Source organism: Micromonospora sp. CNZ285, assembly GCF_004637285.1.
Genome location: NZ_SPQD01000001.1, coordinates 1,504,790 through 1,530,329, shown reverse-complemented (window position 1 = coordinate 1,530,329; position 25,540 = coordinate 1,504,790). Strand labels below are relative to the sequence as shown.

At 73.5% G+C, this 25,540-nt stretch carries 22 protein-coding genes; 9 read left to right on the top strand and 13 right to left on the bottom strand.

All coding sequences use genetic code 11. From position 1 onward, the window contains the following. Positions 1 to 16: 16 nt before the first annotated feature. Positions 17 to 1,144 carry a CoA transferase gene (locus tag CLT75_RS06925; RefSeq protein ID WP_135240018.1) on the bottom strand — a complete coding sequence of 376 codons (1,128 nt, stop codon included), beginning with the start codon at positions 1,142 to 1,144 and terminating at the stop codon, positions 17 to 19. Between the two features lie 118 nt (positions 1,145 to 1,262). On the opposite strand from CLT75_RS06925, the gene CLT75_RS06920 reads away from it, so the two are divergent. Next, a complete protein-coding gene (locus CLT75_RS06920) occupies positions 1,263 to 2,663 on the top strand; it encodes an acyl-CoA synthetase (protein ID WP_135240017.1) in 1,401 nt (466 codons plus the stop codon). Positions 2,664 to 2,672: 9 nt separating this feature from the next. Here the strand turns inward: CLT75_RS06920 and CLT75_RS06915 are convergent, their stop codons facing one another. The 3 genes from CLT75_RS06915 to CLT75_RS06905 are packed head-to-tail and all read right to left on the bottom strand — an operon-like array spanning position 2,673 to position 5,383. Further along, positions 2,673 to 3,752, bottom strand: coding sequence for an FUSC family protein (locus CLT75_RS06915; RefSeq protein WP_486485078.1), 1,080 nt, complete (start codon positions 3,750 to 3,752; stop codon positions 2,673 to 2,675). 54 nt (positions 3,753 to 3,806) lie between these two features. Next, positions 3,807 to 4,184 (bottom strand): sensory rhodopsin transducer, encoded by a 378-nt coding sequence (locus CLT75_RS06910; protein WP_135240015.1) that lies wholly within the window; start codon positions 4,182 to 4,184, stop codon positions 3,807 to 3,809. Further along, positions 4,181 to 5,383, bottom strand: coding sequence for a D-arabinono-1,4-lactone oxidase (locus CLT75_RS06905; RefSeq protein WP_135240014.1), 1,203 nt, complete (start codon positions 5,381 to 5,383; stop codon positions 4,181 to 4,183). The genes CLT75_RS06910 and CLT75_RS06905 overlap by 4 nt, the downstream gene beginning before the upstream one ends. A gap of 146 nt (positions 5,384 to 5,529) precedes the next feature. On the opposite strand from CLT75_RS06905, the gene CLT75_RS06900 reads away from it, so the two are divergent. After that, positions 5,530 to 6,264 carry a zf-HC2 domain-containing protein gene (locus tag CLT75_RS06900; RefSeq protein ID WP_135240013.1) on the top strand — a complete coding sequence of 245 codons (735 nt, stop codon included), beginning with the start codon at positions 5,530 to 5,532 and terminating at the stop codon, positions 6,262 to 6,264. 101 nt (positions 6,265 to 6,365) lie between these two features. Here CLT75_RS06900 and CLT75_RS06895 read toward each other — a convergent pair whose 3' ends face one another. Both CLT75_RS06895 and CLT75_RS06890 read right to left on the bottom strand, forming a co-directional pair. Further along, entirely contained in the window at positions 6,366 to 6,932 is a 567-nt protein-coding gene (locus CLT75_RS06895; RefSeq protein ID WP_135240012.1) for a sigma-70 family RNA polymerase sigma factor, read from the bottom strand. A 148-nt stretch (positions 6,933 to 7,080) separates the two neighbouring features. Beyond that, a complete protein-coding gene (locus CLT75_RS06890) occupies positions 7,081 to 7,554 on the bottom strand; it encodes a molybdenum cofactor biosysynthesis protein (RefSeq protein ID WP_121684925.1) in 474 nt (157 codons plus the stop codon). A 91-nt stretch (positions 7,555 to 7,645) separates the two neighbouring features. On the opposite strand from CLT75_RS06890, the gene CLT75_RS06885 reads away from it, so the two are divergent. Then, a complete protein-coding gene (locus CLT75_RS06885; protein WP_486485077.1) occupies positions 7,646 to 8,902 on the top strand; it encodes a hypothetical protein in 1,257 nt (418 codons plus the stop codon). A gap of 334 nt (positions 8,903 to 9,236) precedes the next feature. Here CLT75_RS06885 and CLT75_RS06880 read toward each other — a convergent pair whose 3' ends face one another. The 5 genes from CLT75_RS06880 to CLT75_RS06860 all read right to left on the bottom strand — a co-directional run bounded on the left by CLT75_RS06880 (position 9,237) and on the right by CLT75_RS06860 (position 13,980). Then, complete coding sequence (locus CLT75_RS06880; RefSeq protein WP_135240011.1) at positions 9,237 to 10,310, bottom strand: PIN domain-containing protein; 1,074 nt, start codon at positions 10,308 to 10,310, stop codon at positions 9,237 to 9,239. A 35-nt stretch (positions 10,311 to 10,345) separates the two neighbouring features. Continuing rightward, positions 10,346 to 10,570 (bottom strand): hypothetical protein, encoded by a 225-nt coding sequence (locus CLT75_RS06875; RefSeq protein WP_013286169.1) that lies wholly within the window; start codon positions 10,568 to 10,570, stop codon positions 10,346 to 10,348. Positions 10,571 to 10,698: 128 nt separating this feature from the next. Next, entirely contained in the window at positions 10,699 to 12,288 is a 1,590-nt protein-coding gene (locus CLT75_RS06870) for a DHA2 family efflux MFS transporter permease subunit (RefSeq protein ID WP_135240010.1), read from the bottom strand. Between the two features lie 325 nt (positions 12,289 to 12,613). After that, the gene (locus tag CLT75_RS06865; RefSeq protein ID WP_135240009.1) at positions 12,614 to 13,246 is read right to left on the bottom strand and encodes a DUF305 domain-containing protein; all 633 of its coding nucleotides are present in this window, start codon (positions 13,244 to 13,246) and stop codon (positions 12,614 to 12,616) included. Beyond that, the gene (locus tag CLT75_RS06860) at positions 13,231 to 13,980 is read right to left on the bottom strand and encodes a lytic polysaccharide monooxygenase (protein ID WP_135240008.1); all 750 of its coding nucleotides are present in this window, start codon (positions 13,978 to 13,980) and stop codon (positions 13,231 to 13,233) included. Before CLT75_RS06860 ends, CLT75_RS06865 begins: the two co-directional genes overlap by 16 nt. 241 nt (positions 13,981 to 14,221) lie before the next feature. Here CLT75_RS06860 and CLT75_RS06855 point away from each other — a divergent pair, with 241 nt between their 5' ends. Continuing rightward, positions 14,222 to 16,279: a cellulose binding domain-containing protein gene (locus tag CLT75_RS06855; RefSeq protein WP_135240007.1), complete on the top strand. Its 2,058-nt coding sequence runs from the start codon at positions 14,222 to 14,224 to the stop codon at positions 16,277 to 16,279. Between the two features lie 7 nt (positions 16,280 to 16,286). On the opposite strand, the gene CLT75_RS06850 is transcribed toward CLT75_RS06855, so the two are convergent. Both CLT75_RS06850 and CLT75_RS06845 read right to left on the bottom strand, forming a co-directional pair. Beyond that, positions 16,287 to 17,129: a phosphatase PAP2 family protein gene (locus tag CLT75_RS06850; protein ID WP_135240006.1), complete on the bottom strand. Its 843-nt coding sequence runs from the start codon at positions 17,127 to 17,129 to the stop codon at positions 16,287 to 16,289. Between the two features lie 74 nt (positions 17,130 to 17,203). Next, positions 17,204 to 18,844 carry an MDR family MFS transporter gene (locus CLT75_RS06845; RefSeq protein ID WP_135240005.1) on the bottom strand — a complete coding sequence of 547 codons (1,641 nt, stop codon included), beginning with the start codon at positions 18,842 to 18,844 and terminating at the stop codon, positions 17,204 to 17,206. Between the two features lie 121 nt (positions 18,845 to 18,965). Here CLT75_RS06845 and CLT75_RS06840 point away from each other — a divergent pair, with 121 nt between their 5' ends. The 5 genes from CLT75_RS06840 to CLT75_RS06820 all read left to right on the top strand — a co-directional run bounded on the left by CLT75_RS06840 (position 18,966) and on the right by CLT75_RS06820 (position 25,511). Further along, positions 18,966 to 19,556 (top strand): acyl-CoA-like ligand-binding transcription factor, encoded by a 591-nt coding sequence (locus CLT75_RS06840; protein WP_135240004.1) that lies wholly within the window; start codon positions 18,966 to 18,968, stop codon positions 19,554 to 19,556. A gap of 74 nt (positions 19,557 to 19,630) precedes the next feature. After that, positions 19,631 to 20,962: a low temperature requirement protein A gene (locus CLT75_RS06835; protein ID WP_135240003.1), complete on the top strand. Its 1,332-nt coding sequence runs from the start codon at positions 19,631 to 19,633 to the stop codon at positions 20,960 to 20,962. Positions 20,963 to 20,983: 21 nt separating this feature from the next. Next, entirely contained in the window at positions 20,984 to 22,048 is a 1,065-nt protein-coding gene (locus CLT75_RS06830; RefSeq protein WP_135240002.1) for an SRPBCC domain-containing protein, read from the top strand. Between the two features lie 283 nt (positions 22,049 to 22,331). After that, positions 22,332 to 23,750 (top strand): non-reducing end alpha-L-arabinofuranosidase family hydrolase, encoded by a 1,419-nt coding sequence (locus CLT75_RS06825; RefSeq protein WP_135240001.1) that lies wholly within the window; start codon positions 22,332 to 22,334, stop codon positions 23,748 to 23,750. Positions 23,751 to 23,777: 27 nt separating this feature from the next. Beyond that, positions 23,778 to 25,511, top strand: coding sequence for a cellulose binding domain-containing protein (locus CLT75_RS06820; RefSeq protein ID WP_135240000.1), 1,734 nt, complete (start codon positions 23,778 to 23,780; stop codon positions 25,509 to 25,511). The last annotated feature ends 29 nt before the right edge of the window (positions 25,512 to 25,540 follow it).

Sequence of the window (25,540 nt, the reverse complement as noted above, 5' to 3'; positions counted from 1 at the left end):
CGGTGGGCGGCCGGGCTCACTCCGCGGCGAGCCAGGCGCGCAGTTCCGCGCCGTGCTCGTCGAGGCCCGGCGGCGGCAGCTCGTAGCGGGGCGGCGCCTCGGACAGGCCGATCGGGTTCCGGATGCCCGGCACGCCGCCGGCCGTCACCACCGGATCCAGGCCGAGCCCCTGCGCCAGCGCGACCCCCTCGGCGACCGAGTTGATCGGGCTGCACGGCACGCCCGCGGCGCGCAGCTCGGCGAACCACTCCGCGCTGCCGCGCCGGGACAGCGCCGCCACCAGCAGCGGGCGCAGTTCGTCGCGGTGCGCGGTGCGGTCGGCGTTGCGGCGGAACCGCGCGTCGCCGGCCAGCTCCGGCACGCCGAGCACCCGGCAGAGGGTACGGAACTGGCCGTCGTTCCCGGCGATCACCACCAGTTCGCCGTCGGCGGTGGGCAGCGGCTCGTACGGCACGATGCTCGGGTGCGCGTTGCCCATCCGGTGCGGTGCCGCCGCACCCGCGACATACGCGCTGGTGTGGTTGACCAGCCCGGACAGCGCCGAGGAGAGCAGGTCCACTGTGACGTGCTGCCCGCGCCCGGTCTCCTCCCGGTGCCGCAGCGCGGCCAGGATCCCGACCGCCGCGTGCAGCCCGGCGATCACGTCGAACACCGCCACCCCGGCCTTGTAGGGCGGGCCGTCGGCGTCCCCGGTGAGGCTCATCAGCCCGGCCGCGGCCTGCACCATGAGGTCGTACCCGGGCAGGTCGGCGCCCCCGGCGTCGCCGAAGCCGCTGATCGAGGCGTACACCAGGCGGGCGTTGCGGGCGGTGACCGTGTCGTGGTCGAGGCCGAAGCGGCGCAGCGCGCCCGGGCGGAAGTTCTGGATCAGCACGTCGGCCCGGTCGGCCAGCCGGTGCGCCAGCGTCCGGTCGCCGGGGTCGGTCAGGTCGAGCACCAGCGAGCGCTTGTTGCGGTTGACCGCGAGGTAGTAGGTGGAGACGTCGTCGCGCACCGGGGGCCGCCAGCCGCGGGTGTCGTCGCCGCCGGGCGCCTCCACCTTGACCACGTCCGCGCCGAGGTCGGCCAGCAGCATCGTGGCGTACGGCCCGGCGAGGATCCTGGAGAAGTCGGCGACCAGCACCCCGCGCAACGGACCCGACATGCCCATCCCTCCCTCGCCGCCGACCACGATGACACATACCCGACGGCACGCCCGGCAGGGGTGACCGGCCCGGCTACGGTCGCGGTACATCGGGCGGACATACCGGAAAGGGGTGAACGTGTCGCTGCTGAGCCGGCTCGCCGGGTCCACGGACGAACGCCCCGGCGCGGTCCGGGTGGGCGACCGGTCGCTGTCCTGGGTGGAACTGCGCCGCGCGGCCGCCGCCGTCGCCGACGACCTGCGCGGCGCGACCCGGGTGGCGGTGCCCGCCACGGCCAGCCTGGAGACGGTGGTCGGCGTGGTCGGCGGGCTGCTCGCCGGCGCGGCGGTGGTGCCGGTGCCGCCCGACGCCGGGCCGATGGAACGCGACCACATCCTGCGCGACTCCGGCGCGGAACTGCTGCTCGCGCCGCCCGGCACGCCGGACGCCGGCTCGCCGCCTGTCGTACCGCTGGACCTGGCCCGGCGCGCGGACACCGCGCATCCCGAACCGGACCCGGCGGCCACCGCGCTGATCCTCTACACCGCCGGCACCACCGGCGCGCCGAAGGGCGCGGTGCTGTCCCGCCGCGCGGTCGCCGCCTGCCTGGACGGGCTCGCCGACGCGTGGGCCTGGACCCCGGACGACGTGCTGGCACACGGCCTGCCGCTGTTCCACGTGCACGGACTGGTGCTCGGCGTGCTCGGCCCGCTGCGCGTCGGCAGCCGGCTGCACCACGTCGGCCGGCCCCACCCCGAGCGGTACGCGGCAGCCGGCGGCTCGCTGTACTTCGGCGTACCCACGATCTGGTCGCGGATCGCGGCGCAACCCGCGGCGGCGCGGGCGCTGCGCGGCGCCCGGCTGCTCGTGTCCGGCAGCGCGGCGCTGCCCGAGCCGGTCTTCGCGGCGCTGACCGGACTGACCGGACACCGGCCGCTGGAGAGGTACGGGATGACCGAGACGCTCGTCACGGTGAGCGCCCGCGCGGACGCTCCCCGGCGGCCCGGCACGGTGGGCGTGCCGCTGCCCGGCGTGCACACGCGGGTGGTGGACGAGCACGGCGGCCCGCTGCCCGCCGACGGCGCCGCCATGGGTGAGCTGCAGGTACGCGGCGGCACGCTGTTCGACGGCTACCTGAACCGGCCGGAGGCCGACGCGGCCACCCGCACCGCCGACGGCTGGTTCCGCACCGGCGACATCGCCACGGTCGACCCGGACGGCGCGCACCGGATCGTCGGCCGGGCCGCCACCGACCTGATCAAGAGCGGCGGCTACCGGATCGGGGCCGGTGAGGTGGAGGACGCCCTCCTGGCCCACCCGGGCGTCCGGGAGGCGGCGGTGGTCGGCACGCCCCACCCCGACCTGGGCCAGCAGGTGACCGCGTACGTGGTCGGCGACGGCGTGGCCGAGACCGAGCTGATCGACTTCGTGGCGCGGCACCTGTCCGCGCACAAGCGCCCCCGGCAGGTACGGCTCGTCGGCGCACTGCCCCGCAACGCGATGGGCAAGGTGCAGAAGTCCCGCCTGACCGAGGCGTGACCGGCCCTCTCAGCGCGCCGCGGCCGCGCGGCGGACGAGCCGGCGGGCCTCGTCCGGCGGCACACCAGTGGCCCGCAGCAGGTCGTTGGCGACGGTCCGCAACTGCGACACCACGATGGTGCCGGAGAAGCCGATGTCCTGCCGGCACGCCTCACCCGCGTCGCGGACCGCGCACAGCACCCGCTCCCGGGCGGCGACCGGCTCCTCGGCGGCCAGGAACTCCCGGTGCAGCAGCCGGATCGCCTCGCTGAAGTGCTCGAGCGCGGCGGGTAGCTGCGGCGGCACCGGCTCCCGGTCCCGCAGCGTGGTGCCGACCCGGCGGACCATGCCGCGGCTGTTGCGGAACGCCCGGTCCAGGTGCACGGCGCCGTGCCGGTACGCGGCCAGGGCCCGCCGTCGCCGCCAGCGCACCGGGGAGAACCGGACCACCTCGTCGGCGGCGGTGACCATCTCGTCGATCTGGGCCAGCTCCGTCTCGGCGGCGCGCATCCGGGCCAGCACCTCGTCGGCCGCGCGCACGTCGGCCCGCGCCAGCGCCTCCGCCGACGCGGTCATCTGGCACGCGAACGTGTCGAGCGCCGGGTCGGCGACGCGGCGGACCGCGCGCAGCGGGTTCAACGGCGCGATCAGCAGCACCACGAGCAGGCCGACCACACCGCCGACGAGCGCGTTGACGGTCCGGGGCAGCTCCAGGTCGGGCGACACCGGGGTCAGCGTGGCGACCAGGACCGCCGTACCCCCGGCCTGGGTGACGAGCGCGCCGGTGCCGCGGACGAGCACCGCCGCGGAGACCGCCAGGAACACGATCACACCGGTCTGCCACGGCCCGGTGCCCAGGAGACTCACCAGCAGGTCACCGACGACGATGCCGAGCACGACACCGGCCACCAGCTCCACCGTCCGCCGGGTGCGGTTGCCGAGCGAGGCGGCGATGACGCTCACCGCCGCGGCCGGCGCGAACGTCGGATCCGGGTTGCCGAGCACCTCCCGGGCGATCGTCCAGGCCAACGCGGCGGCCAGGCCCGCCTGGACCGCCACGAGGAAGTACGTGCGCAGCCTCCGGTGACCGGTCCGGCCCGCGTCACGCACCCGGTCGACGGCAGCCCACATACGCCGGGGTACCCGCGGCCACCCGCTCGAATCTCATCCGGGGTACGCCATCGTGCCGGTCAGCGCCACCACACCGGGCAGCCGGGTGTCCTGACGCAGGAACTGCACCACCACCGGCACCGGGGAGCGCAGCACGCAGCCGTACGGCCGGTCCAGCCGCACCGCCTCCGGATCGATCAGGTCGTTGACCCGGACGTGCCGGATGCGGCGGGCGCCAACCAGCAGCCGGTACGGCCCCACCGGCTCGGTGTCCTGGTAGTAGAAGTCCAGTTCCACAGCGGCGTCCCGGTCACCGGCGTTGAGGACGCAGAGCTGGTCGAAGGCGGTGAACGCCGGTTCCGGGCCGTGCGCGGGGAACGGCACGTGCCCGCCGGGCACCACCCACACCCGGGCGCCGACGGGCCCGCTCACTGCTCCTCCAGCAGCCGGGCCAGGTCCGGGGTGAGGAACACCCCGTCCGGGTCGAGGCGGCGGCGCACCGCCTGGAAGTCGTCCCAGCGGGGAAAGAGGGGACGCAGTTCCCGCGCGCCGAGCCAGTGCTTCTTGCCCCAGTGCGGGCGCCCGCCGTAGTGCCGGAACACCGCCTCCACGTCCCGGAAGTACTCCTCGTACGGCAGCGAGGTGTTCTGCAGGCAGGCGATCGTGGTGGTAGGCCGGCCGTAGGCGTTGCTGAGCCAGATGTCGTCCGCGGCGATGGTGCGCACCAGCACCCGCCAGGCGGCCACCCGGCGGTGCCGGTCGCGCACGCGGCGGCGTACCTCGGCGAAGCATGCCGGGAACGCCTCCGACGGCAGCATGTACTCGATCTCCTCGAAGCGCAGCTCCCGGTCCCGGGGAATGGTGCGGTGGGTCGGCCCGACCTGGCTCTGCCGGGGCTCCCCGTCCGGCAACCGGACGTCCGCCCGGTCCGGCCCGGCGTCCGTGTCGATACGGTTGATCACCCGGATCTGCGTCCGGTCGCTGCGCGGGTACCAGTAGAAGTCCATGTTGCGGTTGGTGTGCTGCAGTTCGGCGAGGTGGTCCAGCGTCCAGTCCAGGTGCGCGCACCAGGAGCGGCGGTGCAGCTGGTAGGTCGGCTGCACGTCGAGCGTGATCCGGGTGACCACGCCCAGCGCGCCGAGGGAGAGACGGACGGCGGGCAGCAGGTCCGGGTTGCGGCGCGCGTCCACGTCCAGCACGTCGCCGGTGCCCGTGACCAGGCGTACGCCGGTCACCTGTGTGCTCAGGTTCCCGAAGCCGATGCCGGTGCCGTGGGTGCCGGTGGCGGTCGCCCCGGCGATCGACTGGTAGTCGACGTCACCCAGGTTGTCCATGGCCAGCCCGGCGTCGTAGAGCCCCTCGCCGAGCGCCCGGAGCTTGGTGCCGGCCCACGCGGTCGCGAGTCGCCCGTCGTCGGAGATCACGCCGGACAGCCGGTCCAGGCTGAGCAGGATCCCGTCGGTCCGCACCAGCGGGCTGGACGAGTGCCCGGAGCCGACCGGCCGGACGGTGGCGCCGGTGGCGCGGGCGCGGCGCACCAGGGCGCACACCTCGGCCTCGTCGGGCGGCTCGGCCCGGTCCGCCGGCGTGAAGCGGAGACTGCCGGACCAGTTCACGAATTCGCGTGTCACAGCGGTCCCTCCCGGGCCGGCTTACCCGAGCCCGCCCGGGGTAGTCGCCGGCACGTCCGACGCGCCGTGACCGTCGCCGCCGGGTGACGCGGCGTGACCCGCACCCCGCCGGGAACCAGCGGGGCTCTTCCGACGACTATCCCTACATGGCGTGTGAGCAGTGGCGGGAGATCCTGTCGGCACAGCTGGACGGTGAGGCGTCCGGCTCGGAGATCGAGGCGGCCGAGGCGCACCTGACCAGCTGCGCCGGCTGCCGCGGCTGGTTCGACTCGGCGGCGTCGGTGACCCGGCGGGCCCGGACGCAGCTCGCGCCGCGGGTGCCCGACCTGGTCGACGCGGTCCTGGCCGCCGCTCCCCCGCCCCGGCCCAGCCGCCGCCACCGGCTCACGCTCGGCCTGCGCGGGGCGCTCGGCCTGCTCGGCGCGGTGCAGCTCGTCCTCGGCCTGGCCCAGATCGGCCGGGAGGCGGTCGTCACCCACGCGCACGCCTCCGGCCAGCACCTGTGGCACGAGTCGGCGGCGTGGAACGTCGCCGTCGGCGCCGGGTTCCTCTACGTGGCCGCGCGCCGGTCCGCCCCGTCCGGCCTGCTGCCGATGCTCAGCGCGTTCGTCGCCACGCTCGTGCTGCTGTCCGTCAACGACCTGATCACCGGACAGGTGGCGATGACCCGGCTGGTCAGCCACGGTTTCCTGCTGGTCGGCTGGGCCGTGATGCTGGTGCTGTCCCGCCTCGGCCGGCGCCCCGGCGGCACCCCGCCCGGGCAGCGCCGGTCGGAGGGCTCGCGGTGGGCGCTGCCGGCCGAGGAACCGGCCGCGCCGGCGCTGCGGCTGGTGCCGCCCGGCCCGTACCCCGCACAGGCCCGCGACCGGCGCGCCGCCTGACGGCCGCCGCGCGGCTCTCCGGGTCGCGGCGTCTTTGCGGCCCTCGGTCGCGGTCGGGCCCCGGCCGGTCGCGGTCCCGGCCGGTCGCGGCGGTCGTGGTGTCAGCGAGCCCGGCGGTCGCGGGCGTCGCCGGACCAGGCGGCGACCAGGTCCTCCCGGGCGCGGGCCACGCGGGAGCGGATGGTGCCCACCGGGCAGCCGCACACCTCGGCCGCCTCGGCGTAGGACAGGCCGAGCACCTGGGTCGCCACGAACGCCTCCCGCCGGTCCGGCGCCAGCGTGGCGATGAGACCGCGCAGCACCACCCCGTCGTCCCCGCCGCCGGTCACCGCGCCGGCCGCCTCGGCGGCGGCCTGCCAGTCCGGCAGCGCGGCCACCCGGGGCCGGGCGGTCGCCGCCCGCACGTGATCCACCGCGACGCGGCGGGCGATGGTGAAGATCCAGGTACGCGCCGACGACCGGCCCGCGAAGCCGGGCAGGCTGCGCAGCGCGCGCAGGAACGTCTCCTGGGCCAGGTCGTCGGCCTCGGCCGGCCCGGCCAGGTGGGCGAGGAAGCGCCACACCGGCGCCTGGAGGGCCCGCACGAACGCGGCAGCGGCCAGCTGGTCACCCCGGGCGGCGCGGCGCGCCCACCCGGTCACCTGATCGTCGTCGGCGTCCGGGCTCATCCGCGGCCGGCCCGCCGGTCCGGCATGCTCATGCCGGACGGTACGGATGCGCGCCCCGCTCGGTTCATTCCGCGTCCCTCCTGCGGGCGCCGCAGTGCCGCTCGCCCTCCGGTTGGTCGGCCGGCGGGCGGGGAAAGTTCCCTCGCCGTCAGTCGTCGACGGACACGGTGACCGGTCCGACCCGCAGCACGCCGTCGGTGAGCGGGGCGCACCGGACGCCGCCGCGGCGGCGCATCGCCTTCCACGTACCGGGGGCGACCACCACGTCGAGCCAGGCGCAGGGCGGCGCGGCCCGGTGCACCCGCAGCCGGACCGGGCCGTCGCCGGAGTCGAGCGTGAGCACGCGCCCGACCAGCTCGTCCACCGGGATGCCCTCGGTCAGCACGTTGCGCCGCAGCTGGGTGAGGTCCGCACCGGGCGGCAGCGACTCCCGCGCGATCAGCGTGACGCTCGCCTGCCGGTGCGCGGGACGGCCGAAGTAGCGGTCACCGACGATGCCGAGCCCGGCGCGTAGCTCCACCCGGTCGACCAGTTCACCCGGTGGCGCGGGGGCGGGTCCGTCCGCCGGGCGGCCCACGTACCGGTGCACGGGCGAGGCCAGCAACTGGACGATCCGCGGCATGTCCCAAAGTCTAATCGCGGGCATACCACCGCCAAAACGGACGATAGCCGCGCTCACGTATCCGGGCTCTCCGCAGGGCGTTGTACCAGGTGTGACGGCGAGGCGACCCGACGCGATCGGGGCTCATCCGCAGCGGCGACTGGCCTGGGCGCGGCGCGAGAACGAGCGCCGGCGCCAGGCGTACGAGACGGCGGCGCGAATCTGGCGCCGTCACGCCGACCACCTCGACCGGCTGTCGATGGAGGCGGCGGGCTTCCGTGGCTGCACGCTGCCCGGCACCGCGCTGCCGGTGACGCTGGACGACGGCGAGGTCGTCTACCGCATCCTGCCCACCGTCGACCTGGTCGAGGCCACGGCCCGGCACCTGCCCGGGCTGCCGGTGCCGGGCCGTACGCTCGCCGGCTGTCTCGACCCGGCCGACGGTCCGCTGCCGGCGGGACTGCGCGTGGTCGATAGCGGCGCCGCAGTGGTGACCGACCGGCGGGTGGCCTTCGCCGGGCACGACGCCCGGCGGGACTGGCCCCTGCGGGACGTACGCGGCCTCGGGCACCACCCGGACCGTCCGGTCACCCTGCTGCACGACGCCGACGGCGGCACCCCGGCGGGCCTGCGCGTACCGGCCCCGGGCGCGGCGAACGCCAGGTTCTACCTCACGCTGGCCCACGCCGACGCCACCGGTACGCGGGAGGCGGTCGTCGAGGACGTCGAGGCGCTGCGGTCCGCCCACCGGACCGCCCGGCCCCGGCCACCCCGGCCGCTCGGCCCGTGGGACGCCCCGGCCGGCCGGGCACTCCCCCAGCGGCTCGCCGCGGCGGGCGTCGCGGCGGTGGCCGTGCTGCTGGGCGTCACCTCCGCCGGCACCTGGACGGCGACAGCCGGGCAGACCGATCCGGCGCACGGACCGGCGGCCGCGCCCGCCGCCACCGCCGCACCGCCCGCTCCTGGGCTGCCGCCCGTGGCGACCCCGGTCGACCCGTCGTCGCCGGTGGTCCGGCCGACCCGGCCCGCGCCGCCACCGAAGCGCCACGCGAACACGCCCGCGGAGTCCGGGGCGCGGATCCTCACCACCGCACCGCCCGTCGCCGGGTCGCCGCCGGCTCGGGTCGGCGACCGCCCGTCGGCGCCCGTCGAGCCGCCCAGCCCTCCCGCCGACCAGGTGACTCCGGCACCGACCGCGAGCGCGACCGGCGACCCGGACCCGACCGGAGAGCCCGGCCCCACCGGCGATCCGAGCCCGACCGCCTCGTCCGAGCCCCCCTTGTTGGACCTGGTCGGCCAGGTGGGCCGACGGCTCGGCCTGGCCGTAAGGCTCGGCGCGACAGTCCAGGTGAACGCGGCCCTCTCCTGACCCCGCCGAGTCGAGTGCCGGCCGGGGATGCCGCCCATCCTCGACGTACCGGCCGAGGATGGCGAACGAGGTGGCCGTGCCCGGGCCGCTGATCGGCTGTGCCCGGACGGTTGCCGTGGCGGCCGCTTGATCGACACCATTACGCCGAGGTAGCCGCATGCGACGGCCCCGGACCCCGCCACCTCGGCGAGCTGGCGTGGATCAAGCTGGGGTAATCCCCGAGCCCCGACGATCTTGCACTTACTACCCTCGGAATGGGCGATTCATCCCGCTTTCAGAGGTCAGCAATTGCAAGATCGCGGAGACGAGGGGCGGGGCGGGCGGGTAGAACAGGTCAGGGGGTCCGGGGAGTGAGGAGGTAGTCGCCGTCGTCGGGGCTCCAGCGCAACTCCACCGCACCGCCCGTCGCGGCGGCCTTGCAGAACTGGAGGAAGCTGCGGTAGCCGAGCTTCTTCTCGCTGAAGTCGGGCCGGGCCCGCCGCAACTGGTCCTTCAGGCCGGACAGCGCCACCGCGCCGCCGTCCGCGGCGAGGTCCACCACCACGGATCGGAGCAGCCCGAACGCGACCTCCCGGTCGCCCTGCTCGGGAAGGGACACCTCCGGGTCGCCCTTGGCGGGCCCGGCGGCCAACTCGACCACGTTGTGCGCCGCGAGGTGGCGCAGCAGTTCCCCGAAGGTGCGGAAACCGTAGTCGGACTCGCTGAACGTGGGGTCCTTGCGCAGCAGCGCGCGCTTGAGCGCGGAGGCGGTCACGTCGCCGCTGGAGCTGCCCTGCATGCCGGCCACCGTCTGCACGAGCTGCACGGCGAGCGTGTCGACGTCGCGCGCCGCCTCCTCCTCGGCCGGGGCGGTCTCGACGGCGGGCTCGGGCGCCGGCTCCGCCGGTGAGGGCCGGGCCGGACGTGACCGGCGGGCGGCCGGTGGCGGTACGTCGACGCCTTCGAGGCGGTCGTAGTAGAGGAACTCGTCGCAGGCCGGCGGCAGCAGCGCGGAGGTAGACTTCTCCACCCCGACGCCGATCACCCGCTTGTTGAGTTCGCGCAGCTTGTGCACGAGCGGGGTGAAGTCGCTGTCCCCGGTGCAGATCACGAACGTGGAGATGTAGCCGCGCTCGAACGCCAGCTCGACCGCGTCCACCGCCATCTTGATGTCCGCCGCGTTCTTGCGCGAGGCGCCCATCCGCTGGGGGATCTCGATCAGCTCGACGTGTGAGCGGGTGAGCATGCGCCGGTCCTCGTCGAAGTACGACCAGTCGGCGTACGCGCGGCGTACCACCACGCGTCCCCGCTCGGCGAGCGCGTCGGCGATCGGTCGGAAGTCGAACGGCCGGCCGCCGTGATGGTCGCGTACGCCAAGGGCCAGGTTCTCGTAGTCGAGGAACAGCGCGATCCGGTCTTCGTGATCCACACTGGCAGCCTAGCCCGGCCGGAGCGCCGGACCGGTCAGCGCCGCTCGTCGCGGTAGACGGTCTCGCGGCGGGCCACGCGCTGGATCGCGTAGCTGGTGACCAGCAGCAACAACGCGAGGACCACCTCGACGCCGGCGACGGTGCCGGTGGCGACGGTGAGGCCGAGCAGCAGCAGGATCAGCCCGACGACGGCGAGCAGGCCCGCGAGCAGCAGCCGGTTACGCCGTCGCGCCGACCGCTGCGCGTCGTCTGCGCTCACGCTGGCCCGCCTTCCTCCGGTTCCGTCTCCGATCCTAGGCGCCGGTCGTCGCCGGGGTGGCCGATCGCGGCGCCGGAAACGACCCGGGGCCGGACGTCTCTGCGTCCGGCCCCGGGTCACGGCGGCGGTCAGTGGATCGGGACCGGCACCGGACGCTTGTCCTCGCCCGGGTCGCCGTCGAGCAGGTGCGAGGGCTCGCGGCGGCGGGGCAGGAACGCGGCCGGAATGAAGGTCAGCAGCACCAGGCCGAAGGCGACCCAGAACGTGGTGGAGAAGGAGTTCGCCGCGTAGTCGAGCCCGCGCTCGATCAGCGACGGCGGCACCGGGAACTGCTGGATCAGCTCGGGCTGCTGCTGGGAGGCGATGGCGAGCTGGGCCTCGGTCAGCGGGGCGCCGGTGGCCGGGTCGGTGACGCCGGGGATCGGCCGCGAGCCGTTCAGCTCGCTGGTGAGGATGACCGACATGACCGCGGCGCCGACCGAGCCGCCGATCTGCTGGAGGATGTTGACGAGCGTGGAGCCGCGCGCCACCTCCGCCGCGCTGAGCGTCTTCAACGCCGAGGTCATGATCGGCATCATCGTGCCGCCCATGCCGAGGCCCATCACGAACAGCGAACCGCAGAGCAGCCAGTACGACGTGTCGGTGCCGAGCTGGGTGAAGGTGAAGAACCCGGCCGCGATGAGCACGAGCGCGAACGGCACCGTCCGGCCGACCGGCACGCGGTCGGCGAGCATGCCGGCGATCGGCATGGTCAGCATCGCGCCGATGCCCTGCGGGGCGATCAGCAGGCCCGCGGTCAGCGTCGTCTCGCCGCGCACCTGGAGGAAGTAGCTGGGGAACAGCAGGCCCGCGCCCATGAACGCGATGATGAACACGAACATGGTGACGGTGGCGATGGTCAGGCTGCGGTTGCGGAACAGCCGCAGGTCGAGCAGCGGGTGCCGGGGCCGGAACGAGTAGAGCACGAAGGCGATCACGAGCGCGCCGCCGGCGAGCATCGGCAGCCAGACCTTGGTGTCGGCGACGGTGCCGGTCTCGGGCAGCGTGGAGATGCCGTAGAGGAACAGCGCGAGACCCGGCGAGAGCATGAGCATGCCGAGGAAGTCGAACGACTCGGACGGCTCGGCGTTGTCCCTGGGCAGGGCGAGCTGGGCGTAGACCAGCGCGACCAGACCGATCGGCAGGTTGATCAGGAAGATCCAGTGCCAGCTCGCGACGTCGATCAGCCAGCCGCCGAGGATCGGGCCGGTGATCGGGCCGAGCAGCATCGGGATGCCGAGCACCGCCATCAGGCGGCCGATGCGGTGCGGGCCGGCGGCCCGGGTCATGATCGTCATGCCGAGTGGCATGAGCATGCCGCCGCCGAGGCCCTGGACGACCCGCCAGGCGATCAGCTCGCCGATCGAGTCGGCCGTGGCGCACAGCCCGGAGCCGATGGTGAACAGCGCCAGCGCCACCATGTAGAGGCGTTTCGTGCCGAACCGGTCGGCGGCCCAGCCGCTGAGCGGGATCACCGTGGCGAGCGCGAGCGTGTAGCCGGTCATGGTCCACGCGACGCGGGCGTACGTGGCGTCGAACTCGCTCTGGAACGTCGGCAGCGCCACGCTGACGACTGTCACGTCGAGGATCGACATGATCGCACCGAGCACGACGACGCCGGCCACCTTGAGTACGGCGGCGTCGAGCTTCGTCGACGTCGCTACGGGTTGCTGGGTCACTGACGGTCTCCTGGATCCGGTCCGGCACTGGGTGTCGGCGGCGGCGCCGCGCGCCGTCTGCGGAGCGCGGGCGGAACGCGCGGCGGGGCGGCGTCCGGGCGACAGCGTAGCCATGACCTGGGACGAGGCGCGGCCGGTTTTGCCGACGGGAGAACCGCGGCGGCACGCGAACCGGCCGCGCCACCGGCGCCGATCCGCTCCGGCGGCTCGCGGAAAGGGCTGGTGCGCGCCGATTCGCCAGCCTTGTCGGGGCGCGGCCGCCGGGCACGACCGTGACGAAGGTCATGCCCGTCCGAACGCTCCAGGAAGTACCCGGGCCCGACGCTCAGCCCAGGCCGGCCATCAGGTCGACTTCGGCCGTACGCGAGCGGTCGATGCGGCGGGCGAGGTCGCGTACCCGCTCGCTCGTCCCGGCGGTGACCTGGGCGCGGGCCAGGTCGGCCGCGGTGCGCTGGTGCCGGCTGAGCACGTCGAGCAGCACCCGGTCGGCGTCGGCGGGCGCGGCGGCGCGCAGCCGGGCCAGTCCGGCGGCGGCGTCGCTGTGTCCGGAGTGGTCGTGCCGGGCGGCCGCGGCGGCGGCCGACGGGCCGGCCTCGCGCAGCCAGCCGCGCATGGTGGCCAGTTCGTCTTTCTCGGTGGCCCGGACGGCGGCGATGAGCGTGCGGAGGCGCGGGTCGGTGGCGCGGTCGAGGCCGAGCCGGACGATCTCCAGCGTCTGCTCGGTGTGCGCCACCATCATGGCCAGGAACAGCGCGTCGATCCCGCTGACGGTGGTGTCCGCGCCGGCCGGGACCGGGGCCGTGGCGGGCGGGACCGGATCGGCGGCCGGTGGGCCGCCGCACCCGGCCAGGGCCAGTAGCACCGCGAGCAGCGCCGTGGCGGGGCGGGCGGACGCGCGGCGGAGCCGGGGACCGGCCGGCTCCGCCGCGCGGGTACGCGGGCTCAGATCTGCTGCCACAGCGCCGGTACGTTCGGCGGCTCCCAGCCGGCGATGGCGGTGTGCGCCTGGCGGCAGCGGTAGGTGCGGCCGTCGTAGGTGACCGTGTCACCGACCTGGTACGCCCGCCCGGCGGTCCACGTGCCGCCCGGCGCCGGGGTGCTGGTCCGGGTCGGCGTGGGCGAGGGCGCGGGGGTGGTGGGCGCCGCCGTCGGGGTGGGTGACGGGGTCGGGTTGCCGCCTCCGCCGCCGATCTGGAGGTCGACGCAGGAGTAGAACGCGTTGGCGGTGTCGGAGATGTTCCAGATGGCGAGCAGCTTCTGCCGGCCGGAGAAGCCGCCGAGGTTGACCGTGTGCGACACGGTCGCGCCGGGCTGGCGTCCCCCGCCGTCGACCACGGCGACCCGGGTGCCGCCGATCCAGTACTCCCAGTTGGCGGTGGCGTGCCGGGCGGTGTTGACCCAGGTGAACGTGACGCTGCTGCCGACCGCTGTGGCCGGCCAGTTGCGGCTGTCGTCGTTGAGGACCGCGAACTGGGCGATGCCGGCGTGGCAGCTGCGCAGGCCCTTGGGGCCCTCGACGCTCTGCGGCTCGTACTTGATCTGACCGCAGTCGGGGACCCGGTTCTGTGCGCAGAGCGCCTGGCGGCTGGGCGGCGAGGAGACGTAGCCGTGGGCCTGCGCGGGCGCGGCGAGTGCCAGCGTCCCGGTGACGGCACCGGCGGTGAGCAGCGGGAGGGTGATTCTTCGGCGCATGGTGGCAACTCCTTCGGGGGAAACGGAAGGTGCCCCGAACATAAATTAAACATTGTTAACAGTAAAGACTCCTGTCTATAAATTAAGCCCTGCACTCCCCCGCGCCGGGCGTATGATCCTCATCGATGGCTCGCCGCGCGGAGCCGATCGTCGTTCGTGGGCACCCGCCGCCGTCACGGCTCCGGGAGGACGACGCAGACCGGGCATCGCCTCGTCGTCCCACTCCGAAGGACACCCCCGCATGAGGAGAACCACCGCATTCGCGGCCGGCCTGCTGCTGCTCGCCACCGCGCTCAGCACCGTCGGCGGGCCGGTCGCCGCCGCCGACCCCACCGACCCGGTCACCGTCACCGTGAACACCCGCGCCGGGCTGGCCACCGTCCCGGCCACCGCGCTCGGCGTCAACCACGCCATCTGGGACTCACAGCTCGGCAGCGCCGAGACGTCCGACCTGCTCAAGGCCGCGGGCGTGAAGATGCTGCGCTACCCCGGCGGCTCGTACGCCGACATCTACCACTGGGAGACGCACACCGCGCCCGGCGGCTACGTCGCGCCGAACACCGACTTCGACACGTTCATGGCCGGCGCCCGCCGCGTCGGCGCCGAGCCGATGATCATCGCGAACTACGGCACCGGCACGCCCGCCGAGGCGGCGGCGTGGGTCCGCTACGCCAACGTCACCAAGGGCTACGGCGCCAAGTGGTGGACCGTCGGCAACGAGAACTACGGCAACGGCCACTACGGCTCGGCCTGGGAGGCCGACGACCACCCGGACAAGAGCGCCTCCCAGTACGCGCGGCTGGTGGTCGAGTACGCCGACGCGATGAAGGCGGTCGACCCGGGCATCAAGGTCGGCGCGGTGCTCACCATGCCGGGCAACTGGCCGGACGGCATCACCGCCGGATCGGATCCGGGGCCGTGGAACCAGACCGTGCTGTCCATCGCCGGCCCGAAGATCGACTTCGTGGACGTGCACTGGTACCCGGGCGGCAGCGCCGCCGACTCGCTGGCCCGCACCAACCACCTGCCCGACGCGGCCTGGCTGCTGCGCCAGCAGATCGCCCGGTACGCCGGCCCCGGCGCGGACCGGATCGGGATCAGCTTCACCGAGCTGAACGTGGACGCCGGCCGCACCACCGCGCCGGGCGCGCTGTTCCTCGCCGACGCCTACAGCGGCCTGCTGGAGCAGGGCGTGTTCACGGTGCAGTGGTGGAACGTGCACAACGGCATCGGCACCGTCTCCGAGGTGGCCGGGCAGACCGACTACGGCGACTTCGGGCTGCTCTCCAGCGGCAACTGCGCCAGCGACGGCGAGGTGTGCCAGCCGGCGTTCAACACCCCGTTCGCGCCGTACCACGCGTTGTCCATGATGAACCTGTTCGTCCGGCCCGGTGACCAGCTCGTCCGCGCCAGGACCGACCAGCCGCTGGTCGCCGCGCACGCGGTCCGCCGGCCGGACGGCAGCGTCGCGGTCCTGCTGCTCAACAAGGACCCGGACACCGCGTACCCGGTGGCGCTCGACTACGCCGGATTCACCCCGGCCGACGAGGCGCCGACCGTGCACACGTTCACCAACGGCGCGACCGCGATCAGCACCGCCCGCTCCGGCAGCGCGGACGCGCGGACGCTGCCGCCGTACTCGCTGACCACGCTCGTGCTGCGACCGGCCGGCAGCTCGGCCGGGCGGCCCGGCGCCCCGGGCCGGCCGACGGCGAGCGCGGTGACCGACCGCGCGGCGACCATCTCCTGGCCGGCGGCCACGCCGGGTGCCTCGCCGATCGCCAAGTACGAGGTGCACCGGCAGTACGGCGCGGTGAGCGAGCAGCTCGGCGAGACCGCCGGCACGTCGCTCACCGTGGGCAACCTCGAACCGGGCGCCCGCTACACGGTCAACGTGCTGGCCCGGGACACCGCCGGGCGGGTCTCGTGGTCGTCGCCGCCGCTGACGTTCGCCACCGGCAGCCCCGCCGAGAGCTCCTGCGCGGTGCGGTTCAACGACGACAACGACTGGGGCAACGGGTACGTGGCGAACGTCGAGATCATCAACACGGGCGCGAAGGCCGTCGACGGCTGGACGCTGACCTGGACCTGGCCGACCGCCTGGCAGCAGGTGAGCAGCGGGTGGAGCGCCACCTGGGACCAGCAGGGCCGCGACGTCCGGGTGACGCCGACCGCCGACAACCGGCGGCTCGCCGCCGACGGCGGAAGCACGACAGTGGGCTTCGTCGGCGCGTACAGCGGGCCGAACGTGCCGCCGGGGGCGTTCCGCCTCAACGGCACGGTCTGCACGCTGCGCTGACCGTCCCTCAACCGCGGCCGGGTGGCCGCAGCCGCACGTCGGCCGCCGCCGGGACCTTCGGGTTCCGGCGGCGGCCGGGCCGGCGCGGCGCCGGCACCACGTGCGGGCGCACCGGTCCGGACGGGAGCGTGGGCGGTTCCGGCACGGCCGTCGGCAGGACGGCCAGGATCGCCACGAGCAGCACCACCGCGACGACGCCGTCGAGCCAGTAGTGGTTGCCGGTGATCACGACTACGAGCGCTGTCGCCAGCGGGTGGAGCAGCCAGAGCCAGCGGCGGCGTCCGGTGGTGACCGCCATCAGCGCCAGCGCGATCGCCAGCGCCCAGCCGACGTGCAGCGACGGCATGGCCGCGTACTGGTTGCTGAGCTGGTCGGTGTCGGGCGGACCGTAGACGCTCGGGCCGAACCGGGTGCCGGTGTCGACCAGCCCGGTGAGCGCGGTCAGCCGCGGCGGCGCGAGCGGGACGCAGACGTGCAGCACCAGCGCCACCGCTGTGAGCGACGCCAGGGCGCGCCGCAGCCGCAGGTAGTGCGCAGGGCGGCGCAGCCAGAGCCAGACCAGGCAGAGCACGGTGGCCGGGAAGTGCACGTAGGCGTAGTAGGAGTTGGCGACACGTACCAGCAGCTCGTGCGACAGCAGCGGACCCTGCAGGAGCATCTCGTCGGGCAGGCGCAGCAGCCGCTCCAGCCGCCAGACCCACTCGCCGTTGGCCAGGGCCACCTCGGCGTGCCCGGCCACCACCTGCCGGCCCGCCTTGTAGGCCAGGAAGAGCACGGCGACCAGCGTCAGCTCACGCGCGGCCCGCTGCCATGCGGCGAGGCGGGTGGGCGCGGTCCGCGTGACGTCCACGGCTCCTCCTTCGGTTCGTCCCCGCATGGGCCAGGGCCGCCGCCGGGGTCGGCGACGGCCCTGGGAGTACGGGCTCAGCGGCGGGTACGTTCCTCCCGGCCGACCGAGTCCACGCTCACCTCGTCGAAGGCGGGCGCGCCGTCGACGGCGTCCGCTCCCACCGCCACCGATCGGCCGGTGTCCGGCAGGTCGAGGCTGGAACGCAGGGTGACCGGGCGCAGCAGCAGCGCCGCAACGATACCGACCACCGCGATGGCGGCCGAGATCAGGAAGATGTGCCCCGTTGCGTCCCCGTACGCGGCCCGCACGATCTGCCGTACCGGCTCGGGCAGCGCGTCGAGGTTGAGCGTGCTGCCGCCGCCTCCGCCGGAGGTGGGGATACCGGCCGCGGCGAGGTCGTGTGTGATCCGGTCGCTGACCCGGCGGGCCAGCACCGCGCCGAGCACCGACACGCCGATGGTGCCGCCGAGCGAGCGGAAGAACGCGACGCTGGCGCTGGCCGCGCCGATGTCCTTGAGCGCGACCGTGTTCTGCACCGCGAGCACCAGGTTCTGCATGGTCATGCCGACGCCGACGCCGACGATGAACATCGCGAGGCCGACGAAGACCAGCGAGGTCTCGTGGTCGATGGTGCCGAGCATGGCGAACCCGACGACCAGCAGGACCGCCCCGAAGACGATGTAGGGCTTGATCTTCCCGGTGGTGGTGATCATCCGGCCGGTCACGATCGAGGAGATCAGCACACCGGCCATCATCGGGATGGTGAGCAGGCCGGCCTCGGTCGGGCTGTAGCCGCGGCCGATCTGGAAGTACTGGCCGAGGAAGACCGCGCCGCCGAACATGGCCATGCCGACCGCGAGGCTGCCCAGGATCGCCAGCGCGGTGGTGCGCTCGCGGACGATGTGCAGCGGCACCACCGGCTCGGCGGCCCGCGCCTCCACCCAGACGGCGAGCGCGAGCAGCAGCACCGCGCCACCGACCATGGCGCCGGTCTGCCAGGAGACCCAGGCGAACGAGTCGTCGACGAACGAGATCCAGATAAGCAGCACGCTGACGCCGGCGGCGATGAGCGTGGCGCCCAGATAGTCGATCTTGACATTGGTCCGGCGCACGGTGGGCAGGTTCAGGGTGACCTGCAGCAGGAACAGCGCGGCGGCCGCGACCGGTACGCCGACGAAGAAGCACCAGCGCCAGCCGAGCCAGGAGGTGTCCACGATCAGGCCGCCCAGCAGCGGGCCGCCGACCGTGGCCAGCGCCATGACGCCGCCCAGGTAGCCGTTGTAGCGGCCGCGCTCACGCGGCGGGATCATGGCCGCGATGGCGACCTGCACGAGCGCCTGGAGGCCGCCGACGCCGATGCCCTGGAAGGCGCGGGCGGCGATGAGCTGCCCGGCGCTCTGCGCGAAGCCGGCCGCGACCGACCCGACCAGGAACACCACGATGGCGATCTGGATCAGCAGCTTCTTGTTGAACAGGTCGGCCAGCTTGCCCCAGATCGGGGTGGTCGCGGTGGCGGTGAGCAGGGTGGCGGTGACCACCCAGGTGTACTGCGTCTGCGAGCCGTTGAGCGCTCCGATGATCTTCGGCAGGGCCGTCGAGACCACGGTGCTGCTCAGCATGGCCACGAAGAGCACCAGCAGCAGACCGCTGAGCGCCTCCAGCGTCTTCCGCTTGGTCATGGGGGCGGCCGCAGCCGTCATGGTGGGTGCGCTCATGCGCGCGTCCTCCAGGTGTGTCGATACGGGGTGGCCGCTTCGTTGCCTCAAGCAATCAACACTAAACCTTGCCCGGTAGGCAAGTTTGCCCATTGAGAAATGGGTCACCTACGCTTGGCCCATGGAGGAGTGCACCGGGCTGCGGGAGCGGAAGAAGGCGGCCACCCGCCTGGCGCTGCACGATGCGGCGCTGTCCCTCGCCGTCGAGCACGGCCCCGACCGGATCACCGTCGAGGCGATCGCCGACGCCGCGAACGTCTCCCGGCGGACGTTCTCCAACTACTTCGGCGGCAAGGAGGAGGCCCTCTTCCACGGCGACACGCTGCGGTTGCGCCGCCTCCTCAGGCTCGTCGCGGAACAACCGGCGGAGCTGTCGCCGTGGGCCGCACTGACCCGGGCCGCCCTCGTCCAGGCCGAGGACGGCTACGACGACCCGGCCGAGCCCTGGCTCAACCGGCGCCGCCGGCTGCACGGCCACCCCAGCCTGGCCGCCCACCAGGTCGGCGCGTACGCGGCCCTGGAGCGGGAGATGGCCGCGGAGCTGGCCCGCCGGCTGACCGGACCGGACGCGGCGCTGCGGGCCCGGATCGTCGCCGCGACGTTCCTCGCGTCCCTGCGGATCGCCGCCCACGAGTGGCTGGAGCACCCGGGGCGGTCGTTGCGCGACGTGCTGCGCGACGTGCTCGCCCTGGCCGCCCCGGCGGCGGGCTGAGCGCACCCCGGTCGACCGGTGGAATGGCCGGCGAAAGCGGCACCCGACCTGACCTGGGCTGACACACTCGCCCGGTGGGCGGCGACCGGTGGCGTAAGGGACTCGGGCCGGCGACCGGCGTCGCCCCCGCCACCCGGGTCGACCGGTTCGAGATCTTCTTCGACCTCGTCTTCGTGGTGTCCTTCTTCATCATCACGCGCGCCACCGCCGCCAACGTGACCCCGCGGCAACTGCTGCACGCGCTGCTGGTGCTCGCCGTGCTCTGGTGGTGCTGGGTCGTGCACAGCGCGGTCGCCGCCCGGCTGCGCCTGGGCGAGGGCTTCGTGCCGATCCTCATGGTGGTCGGCATGATCGCGCTGTTCACGTTCGCGCTCGCGCTGCCGCAGACGTTCGGCGACCTGGGCAAGGGCAGCGCAGGGCCGATTTTGGTCACGATCAGCTACGTGGTGATCCGGTTCGTGCACACCGCCCTGTACTGGTACGCCACGCGCGACGACCCGCCGGCCCGGCGCAAGCTGCGGCTGTTCCTGCCGGAGGCGCTGGTCACCGCCACCCTGCTGCTGGTGGCGGCACTGCTGCCGCCGCGCGTACCCCCGGATGTCGGCCCCTGGCTGCGCGACGGGCTGTGGATCGCGGTGGTGGCCATCCAGTACAGCAGCGGCCTGCTGGCCGGCACCGACGGCTGGAAGATCACCTCGGCCGAGCACTGGACCGAGCGGTACGACCTGATCCTGATCATCGCGCTCGGCGAGTCGGTCATCTCGGTCGGCGTCGGCGGCAACCTGCTCGGCCAGCCCGTGACCTGGCCGGCGATCCCGGCGGCGATCTTCGGCATCCTGTTCACCGCGGCGCTCTGGTGGGCGCACTTCGACATGATCGGCCCGGCCGCCCGGATCGCGCTGCACGCCGCGCGGGGGCACGCGCGGGTGACGCTGGCCCGCGACGCGTACGCCTACCTCTACCTGCCCATGATCGCCGGGGTGATCCTGTTCGCGATCGGCGCCGAGGAACTGGTCCGGATCGTCACCGACCCGGCCGGCGGTGCGATGGAACGCGGCCACGGTCCGGCGGTGCCGCTGCTCTTCGGTGGCGTGCTCGTCTACTTCGCCGCGAACATGGCGTTCCAGTGGCGCGCGCTGCGGACGCTGTCCTGGACCCGGGTCGGCACCGTGGTGCTGCTCGCCGCGGCGCTGCCGGTCGGCCGGCACCTGCCGGCGCTCGGCGCGCTGGGTCTGCTCACCGCGATCTGCGTGGCGCTCGTGGCGGCCGAGCTGGTGATCTTCGCCGATCCGCGGGTCGCGTTGCGCCGGCTCATGCACGAGGAGAAGGCCAGCGCCGAGGAGAGCGACGCCGCCTGGCGGGCCCGCTGGCGCGACGGCGGCGACAGCGCCCCACAGCGACCTTGACAGAGGCCCTAGAGTCTCCGCGTGATCGAGATCGTCACCGAGGTCGACCTGTTCCACCCGCCCGCCCGGACCTGGCGGGCGCTCACGGAACGTGCGCTGCTGGCCAAGTGGTTCGCCGACAGCGCGCCCGGGTCCGACAGGTGGATCCTCGCCACCGCCGCGCTGCCCGGCTACGACGGCGACACCGAGGTGGAGACCGTCGAGTTGCGCGCGCCGCACCGGCTGGTGGTCCGCTGCCGGGAGGCAGGCCGGGCCACCCGGCTCGCCTGCGACCTGACCCCCACCGCGCACGGCACCCGGCTGTCCGTCCGCGAGGTGCTCGAGGAGGGCGACTGGGACGCCGACGCCCGCGCCGAGCAGCACGAGCAGGCGGTCACCGGCCGGCTGCCCGCGATCCTCGACTGGCTGGCGTTCCAGAACGTCGACCTGCGCCGCGCCGAGGGCGGCCTGACCGCCGAACTGCCGGTGGTCCGGCTGCTCGGCGACGACCAGCGCCGGTCCGGGCGGCGCCGGGTGCTGCTGGCGGTCGGCGCGGTGACGCTGATCGCCGCCGCGGCCGGGGCGACGGTGTGGGCCACCGCCGGCGAGCCGCCCGCACCGGCCGCGCCGGCCCCGACGGGGTCGCTGGTCATGCCGTCCAGCGCCACGCCGTCGGTCCGGCCCACGACCACGCGGCCCACGCCCAGCGCCAGCCGCCGCAGCGCGTCGCCCTCGCCGACACCGTCGCCCACCCCCAGCCGTACGCCGAGCGCGACGCCCTCGACGGTGGCGACGGCGCCGCTGACCGCCACCTACGAGACGGTCACCGACCGGGTCTTCGGCTACCGGGGCCAGGTCGTGCTGCGCAATCCCGGCCCGTCCCCGCGTCCGGGCTGGACGGTCACCGTGACGCTGCACGACGGCGCCACAGTGGGCAGTGTGAGCGGCGCCGAGGCCACCCAGGACGGCACCGTGGTCACGTTCACCGGCGGGGCGTTGCCGGGCGGCGAGTCCGCCACCATCCGCTTCGACGTCCGCGACCCGGACCCCCAGCACAACGCCCCCGCCGCGTGCACCGCCGACAACACCCCCTGCACCCCCGCCTGACCCCCTCCCTCTCCCCTCCTCCCCTTTCACCCCGTCGATCATGACGTTGGACCGCGGTTTTGTCCGCATTGAGGGCGGTCAACTTCATGATCGACCGGGTCGACCCGGACGGACAGCGCGCGGGCGCGCGTGGGGTGGGCGCGCGGGTTGGTTCGGTGGGCGCGGGAATGAGTTGTTGAGTGCGTGGGAGCGCTCCCGTAACATCCCTGACGCGGCTGTTAACGCTCACAACACAATCGCCACCGCCAATGCCAGAGCCGCCGCCCCCGCAGGAGGTCAATTCATGTCCAGATCCAGGTCAGTCAATGCCATATGGGCATCGGCCGGCGCCGCGCTGCTCGCGTCGGCGTCGGTCGCCGTGGCGCTGCCCGCCGGTGCGGCCGCCGCGGGCTGCTCGGTCAACTACGCGATCTCGTCGCAGTGGCAGGGCGGCTTCGGCGCCAACGTCACCATCACGAACCTCGGCGACCCGGTGTCGAGCTGGACGCTGACGTGGTCGTTCGGCGCCGGGCAGACCGTGACCCAGTCGTGGAACACCGAGCTGACCCAGAGCGGAGCGACGGTCACCGCCCGCAACGTCAGCTACAACGGATCCATCCCGACCAACGGCACCACCTCGTTCGGCTTCAACGGCTCCTGGGGCAGCAGCAACCCGGTGCCGACCAGCTTCGCGCTCAACGGGGTGACCTGCACCGGCGGCACGACCACGCCGACGACCGGCTCGCCCACCACCGCGCCACCCACCACGGCACCGCCGACCACGGCACCGCCCACGACGCCGCCTCCGGGCAACACGTGCAGCCTGCCGTCGTCGTACCGGTGGTCGTCCACTGGTGCGTTGGCGCAGCCGCGCTCGGGCTGGGTGTCGCTGAAGGACTTCACTGTGGTGCCGTACAACGGGCAGCATCTGGTGTACGCGACGACGCACGACACCGGCTCGTCGTGGGGGTCGATGAACTTCGGTCTGTTCTCGAACTGGTCGCAGATGGCCTCGGCCAGCCAGAACGCGATGTCGTCGGGGACTGTGGCGCCGACGCTGTTCTACTTCGCGCCGCGCAACATCTGGGTCCTGGCCTACCAGTGGGGACCGACCGCCTTCTCGTACCGCACGTCGACGAACCCGACGAACCCCAACGGCTGGTCCTCGGCGCAGCCGCTGTTCACCGGCAGCATCTCCGGCTCCGGCACCGGCCCGATCGACCAGACCCTGATCGCCGACGACCAGAACATGTACCTGTTCTTCGCCGGCGACAACGGCAAGATCTACCGCTCCAGCATGCCGATCGGGAACTTCCCCGGCAGCTTCGGCTCCAACTACACCACCATCATGTCGGACTCGACGAACAACCTGTTCGAAGCCGTGCAGGTCTACAAGCTCCAGGGCCAGACCCGCTACCTCATGATCGTCGAAGCGATCGGCTCCCAGGGCCGCTACTTCCGCTCCTTCACCGCCACCAGCCTGAACGGCTCCTGGACCCCGCAGGCCGCCACCGAGTCCAACCCGTTCGCCGGCAAGGCCAACAGCGGCGCCACCTGGACCAACGACATCAGCCACGGCGAACTCATCCGCACCACCGCCGACCAGACCTTCACCGTCGACCCCTGCAACCTCCAACTGCTCTACCAAGGCCGCTCCCCCAACTCCGGCGGCGACTACGGCCTCCTGCCCTACCGACCCGGACTACTCACCCTCCAGCGCTGAGCGGGCGATCGAGGAGAGAGAGGTGCGATGAGAAGGCACAGAACAAGCCGTACCGCGATGGTGTCGGCCGGGGCCGTCCTGCTGGCGTCGACCGCTGTGGCCGCGGCGCTGCCGGCCGGGGCGGCGGCCGCCGGCTGCGCGGTCACCTACGCCGTGTCGTCGCAGTGGCAGGGCGGCTTCGGCGCGAACGTCACTGTCACCAACCTCGGTGACCCGGTCAACGGCTGGACACTCACCTGGTCCTACGCCGCCGGTCAGACGGTCACCCAGGCGTGGAACGCCACGGTGACGCAGAGCGGAGCGGCGGTCAGCGCCCGCAACGTCGACTACAACGGGTCCATCCCCACCAACGGCACCACGTCGTTCGGCTTCAACGGGGCCTGGACCAGCAGCAACCCCGCACCGACCAGCTTCGCGCTCAACGGGGTGACCTGCACCGGCGGCACGACGCCGACGTCCTCGCCGTCCACGTCGCCGTCCACCTCCCCGACGAGTTCGCCGACCAGCTCACCCAGCAGCCCGCCGCCCACCGGGCCGGCGGACATCACCGTCAACACCGCCAGCCGCTACCAGACGATCGACGGGTTCGGCGCCGCGGTGTCGATCTGGGGCGGCGCCTGGTCGACGGCGGAGACGCAGACGCTCGTCGGGCTCGGTCCCAACCAGCTCGGCCTGTCCATCGTGCGTACCGGCATCTCGCCGGTGTCCGGCGAGTGGGGCACCCAGGTCAGCGCGCTGCGGACAGCGAAGTCGTACGGGTCGAACGTGAAGATCATGGCGTCGCCGTGGACCGCCCCGGCGGCCTGGAAGACGAACAACAGCCGGATCAACGGTGGCAAGCTGCGCACCGACTACTACGACGACTACGCCGGCCACCTCAACAGCTACGTCCAGTACATGCGCAACCAGGGCGTGACGATCGACGTCACGTCAGTGCAGAACGAGCCGGACTGGCACCCGGACTACGACTCGATGGACTGGAGCGGCACCGAACTCCAGACCTTCGTGCGGGAGCAGGGCGCCAAGGTGCAGAACACCAAGCTGATGGTCGCCGAGGCGGTGAACCTCAACTACGGGTACACCGACCCGACGCTCAACGACGCGGCGGCCCGCAACAACATCGGCTACATCGGCGGTCACCTGTACGGCACCGAGGCGTCCGGCCGGCTGAAGCCGTACACGCTGGCGCAGCAGTACAACAAGCCGGTGTGGATGACCGAGTGGAACCTGCACGAGGCCGACGGCAGCGGCTCGAACATCTGGGGCAACCCGGCAAACGCCACGGTCTGGAACGAGACGCTCGACGACATCATGCGCACCGTGCACAAGTCGATGGAGTCGAACTGGAGCGCGTACGTCTGGTGGTACGGCAAGCGCTACTACTCGTTCATCGGTGACGGGGAGTCCGCGTACGGCACCGTGGCGGGCGCGCCGCTCAAGCGGGGGTACGCGTTCTCGCAGTACGCGAAGTACGTGCGGCCCGGCTACCAGCGGGTCGCCCTGACCAAGAGCTCGAAGGCGTCGCCGCTGGAGGTGACCGCCTACTCCGGCGACGGGAAGGTCACGCTGGTGATCCTCAACCGCTCGACCAGCGCGGTGAACAACGCGGTCATCCAGGCGCCGCAGAACGTCAGCCGGGCGGAGTACGTGGCCACGTCGCAGAACGCCAGCGCGGCGAGCCAGCCGGTGGGCGTGAACGGCAACCAGGTGACGGTGAACGTCGGCGCGCGGAGCATCTCCACCGTCGTGCTCACCCTCTGACCGGGGACACGCACGAGGGCGGGGGCGGC